The 631-nt window shown below is 68.3% G+C and carries 1 protein-coding gene; it reads left to right on the top strand.

All coding sequences use genetic code 11. From position 1 onward, the window contains the following. Positions 1–631, top strand: a 631-nt coding sequence (locus V5O46_RS31625) for an acyltransferase domain-containing protein (protein WP_332888175.1), incomplete at both ends; no start/stop codon positions are given.

Raw genomic sequence — 631 nt, 5'->3', positions numbered from 1 at the left:
TGCTGTGCCCGCGTTCGCCGAGTCCATTGCCCGCTGCGAGGAAGCGCTCGCGCCTTACGTCGACTGGTCGCTGACCGAGGTGCTGCGCTCCGGCGCCGACTTGGACCGGGTCAACGTCATCCAGCCTGTGACCTGGGCGGTGATGGTGTCTCTCGCCGCGACCTGGCAGGAACTCGGTGTCCGTCCGGATGCGGTCGTCGGCCACTCCCAGGGCGAGATCGCCGCCGCGGCTGTGGCGGGTGCGCTGTCGCTCGAGGACGCGGCCAAGGTCGTCGCCGTACGCGCACGAATCATCGGCGAACACCTCGCCGGGCTGGGCACCATGGCCTCCATCCCCCAGCCTGTCCAGACGGTCGAAGAACACCTGACCAGCGGCGTCAGCATCGCCGCCGCCAACGGCCCCAACACCACCGTCATTTCGGGCGACAAGGACGCCGTCGAAACCCTGGTCGCGGACCTTCAAGGCCAGGACATCCGGGCCCGGCTCATCCCCGTCGACTACGCCTCACACTCCGCACACGTCGAAGCCATCAAAGCCCAACTGGCCGATGCACTCGCGGGAATCCAGCCCCACCCGGCCGACATCCCCTTCTTCTCCACCGTGGAGCCCGGCTTCCTGAACACCTCGGAC

The sequence above is a fragment of the Streptomyces poriticola genome (genome assembly GCF_036689765.1).
GTDB classification, from domain to species: domain Bacteria; phylum Actinomycetota; class Actinomycetes; order Streptomycetales; family Streptomycetaceae; genus Streptomyces; species Streptomyces poriticola.
Note: the sequence above shows the minus strand (reverse complement) of the source record. Positions and strands in the feature narration are given on the sequence as shown.